The sequence below is a fragment of the Acidisphaera sp. S103 genome, assembly GCF_009765975.1.
GTDB lineage: Bacteria > Pseudomonadota > Alphaproteobacteria > Acetobacterales > Acetobacteraceae > Rhodopila.
On record NZ_LMUJ01000103.1, the window covers coordinates 54,416 to 57,391 of the forward strand.

5 protein-coding genes are annotated in these 2,976 nt (G+C 65.7%); all 5 read right to left on the reverse strand.

What is annotated here, in order from left to right:
• A partial coding sequence (locus tag GSQ89_RS34110; protein WP_158932571.1) for an MFS transporter occupies positions 1-393 on the reverse strand: 393 nt, incomplete at its 3' end.
• Positions 394-494: 101 nt separating this feature from the next.
• Positions 495-800 carry a CcdB family protein gene (locus tag GSQ89_RS34115; protein WP_158932572.1) on the reverse strand — a complete coding sequence of 102 codons (306 nt, stop codon included), beginning with the start codon at positions 798-800 and terminating at the stop codon, positions 495-497.
• Positions 797-1,030 (reverse strand): type II toxin-antitoxin system CcdA family antitoxin, encoded by a 234-nt coding sequence (locus GSQ89_RS34120; protein WP_254073507.1) that lies wholly within the window; start codon positions 1,028-1,030, stop codon positions 797-799. The genes GSQ89_RS34115 and GSQ89_RS34120 overlap by 4 nt, the downstream gene beginning before the upstream one ends.
• A 218-nt stretch (positions 1,031-1,248) precedes the next feature.
• Entirely contained in the window at positions 1,249-1,980 is a 732-nt protein-coding gene (locus GSQ89_RS34125; protein WP_158932573.1) for an ABC transporter ATP-binding protein, read from the reverse strand.
• Positions 1,977-2,976, reverse strand: a 1,000-nt coding sequence (locus GSQ89_RS38865) for an ABC transporter ATP-binding protein (protein WP_216856548.1), incomplete at its 5' end; no start/stop codon positions are given. The genes GSQ89_RS34125 and GSQ89_RS38865, both read right to left, overlap by 4 nt.

The following is a 2,976-nucleotide window of genomic DNA, read 5'->3' on the forward strand; positions in this document are numbered from 1 at the left end:
TGTGAGGGATTGGGCGAGCCAGGCCTGCTCGACCGGAGCGAACGGGCCAGCGGCGCCGTTGCCGCCTCGGCCGAAGCCGCCCACGATCGCCGCGCCCCACAGCAGGACCGGTTGCGCCGACAGACAGGCGACCAGGCCGGCGACGCACTGTGCGGCCTCATAAACGAACAGGAAGGGCCGGCGGCCGCCGCGATCGCTCAGCGGGCCGGCGAACAGTGTCAGGACGACCCCTGCCAGCAAAGCCGCGCTGAGCACGCCGCTGATCGCCACCGCCGACCAGTGCAGGGCACGCAGGTACAAGGTGAGATCGACCGCCAAAGCCCCCTGGCCGATGCTGCGGACGAACCGGGTGGTCATCAGCAGGCGGATGGTGCGGTCAGTGTCGTCGGCCATGCCGTCGTCTTTGGCCGATCATACCGTTTGGCACAACCATCCGGGCGGGCCGTACGGGCTGAGTATCGGCCGGTATGGGATGGTGGACTGACGGGACGGCTTCAGAGTCCGCTGAGAAGAGCGTCTATCGCACGGACGATTTCATCGCGATGCGTGGCCAGCGTACCAACGGGCGTGCGCAATAGTGACAGCGGAACCGTTGCAATGTTTTGTGTCATCAGCACGTATTCGGCGCCGCTTACCGAAATGATCGGATTGAGGGTCTTGGCGGGAATACGCGGGGCCGCGCTCCGCGGCAGCAGCGGAATAACGACCCGCGTCGATAGTTCGTCCAGCAGGCCGGATTGGATATCGACGACATAACCCGCCCGGGAGCGCGGCATGGGATAGACGGAGAACTGACTCAAAACTGGCGAAACTCTTCCAGCGGAAGGCCGTGTTCCTCGACCCACTGGTTGTAAGCGATGATGGCGTCCGTGTTTTCGGCCTTCCACCGGCGCTCACGCTCAGCTTTGAGCGCGGCCTCCACCCCCGTTTCGCAGGCCCGCGAGAGGTTGATGCCCAGGGATTTGGCCTCGTCAACCAAGCTGGCTGGCAGGCTTACATTGGTAGGGCGGCGGTCGGTGGTGCTGCTCATGTGGGAGAACATACGCATAAATATGCGTATGTCGAGGTGTTTGACGCGATGGAGGTGTCTCGGCTCGCGTTCTTGCTTCGGCCACCCAGCTTCGGTCATGGCGGCTGCCTGCGTCGGTTACATCGTCTCCTTCACGGGGCGCCGCGCCGTCTACTTCGGCCGTACCGCCGAGACGCACGTCGAACACTTTCCACGATAGAGATGTGGAACCCGTCCCCTTACCGTTCCGGCACCGCGTCCCGCCGCCGCCCCAGATACGTTTCGATCACCCGAACATCCTGCGCCAGTGTTTCACACGGCCCGTGCAATGCCACGCGGCCCATTTCCAGCACATAGCCGTAATCCGCCATTTGCAGCGCCGCGCGGGCATTCTGTTCCACCAGCAGGATGGCGATGCCGCGATCCCGCAGCGCGCCGATCACCCGGAAGATGTCCGCGACGATCTTCGGTGCCAGCCCCAAACTAGGCTCATCCAGCAGCAGCAACCGGGGCTTTCCCATCAGGGCACGGCCCAGCGCCAGCATCTGCCGCTCTCCGCCGGACAGCGTGCCGGCCAACTGGCGCCGCCGCTCCTCCAGCCGGGGAAACACATGGAACACATCCGCCATCGACGCCGGCAGATCGCGCGCACCCTGTTGCCATCGGGCAAAGGCACCCAGTCGCAGGTTGTCCTCGACGCTCATGTCCGTGAACAAGGCTCGGGTTTCGGGCACCAGGACGACGCTACGCCGCACCATCCACCCGGCGTCGCCCGCGGCTTGGCCCATAAACGAAACCACCCCGCCACGCGGCAACAGACCCATCACCGCGTGCATCAGGGTGGTTTTTCCGGCGCCGTTCGGACCAACGATCGCAACGATCTGCCGCTCAGCGATCGACAGGCTGACGCCGTGCAGCACCTCGGCCTTGCCGTAGCCGGCGGACAGGTTTTCCACCGACAGCAGCGTCACGCGACACCGCCGAGGTAGGCTTCCTGCACGATCGCGTCGTCCTGGATCTGCTCGGGACGCCCGTCGGCGATCTTCTCGCCGAAATCCATCACCGCCACCCGGTCGGCGAGGTCCATGACGAAATCCATGTCATGCTCGACCAGCAAAATTGCCATGCCTTCATCCCGCAGCGCTCGCAGCAACCCCGCCAGCGCCTGTTTCTCCTGCAGACGCAGGCCAGCGGCGGGTTCGTCCAGCAGGAAGACGCAGGGGTCGAGGCATAGGCCGCGGGCGATCTCGACCAGGCGTTGGCGACCAAGTGGCAAGCTGCCGGCCGGGGTGTCCAGGACGTCCCCCAGCCCGACCCGATCCGCCTGAACCCGAGCGGTGTGGAGCAAGGCGGCTTCCTCGGCGCGATCGAGACGCAGCATGGATCGCACCATGCCCGCTCGGCCACGCAAATGAGCGCCGAGGGCAATGTTGTCGAGAACGGTTGCCTCGGGCAGCAGTTTGACGTGCTGGAACGTGCGGGCGAGGCCACGGCGGGCGATGGTACGGGCGCCCTGGCCGTGGATGTCGTGGTCCAGCAGGCGAATGGTGCCGGCGTTTGGACTCAGGGCACCGCTGCACAGGTTGAACGTGGTGCTTTTACCGGCGCCATTGGGACCGATCAGGGCAACGATTTCGCCGGCGTGGACGGACAGGTCGATGCCGTGGGCGGCGATCAGTCCGCCGAAGCGCTTCTCCAAGGCCGTGGTTTCGAGGATCAAGGCGCCCCGCGGCGGCTTGGCGCCGGACGGCAGGATGGCAGCAGTGCGATCCGGCGCGCGATGGCTGAGGCGGCGGAACAGTGCGGGGGCAATGCCGCGCGGGGCGTATTGCAGCAACAGGATCACGGCGAGGCTGAATGCGACTGTCTCAAAATCGCCGGAGGAGCCCAACAGGCGGGGCAGGAACTCGGTGAGTTGGTCGCGCAGCAGGACGACGACGGTCGCGCCGATAATGGCACCGGCGAGG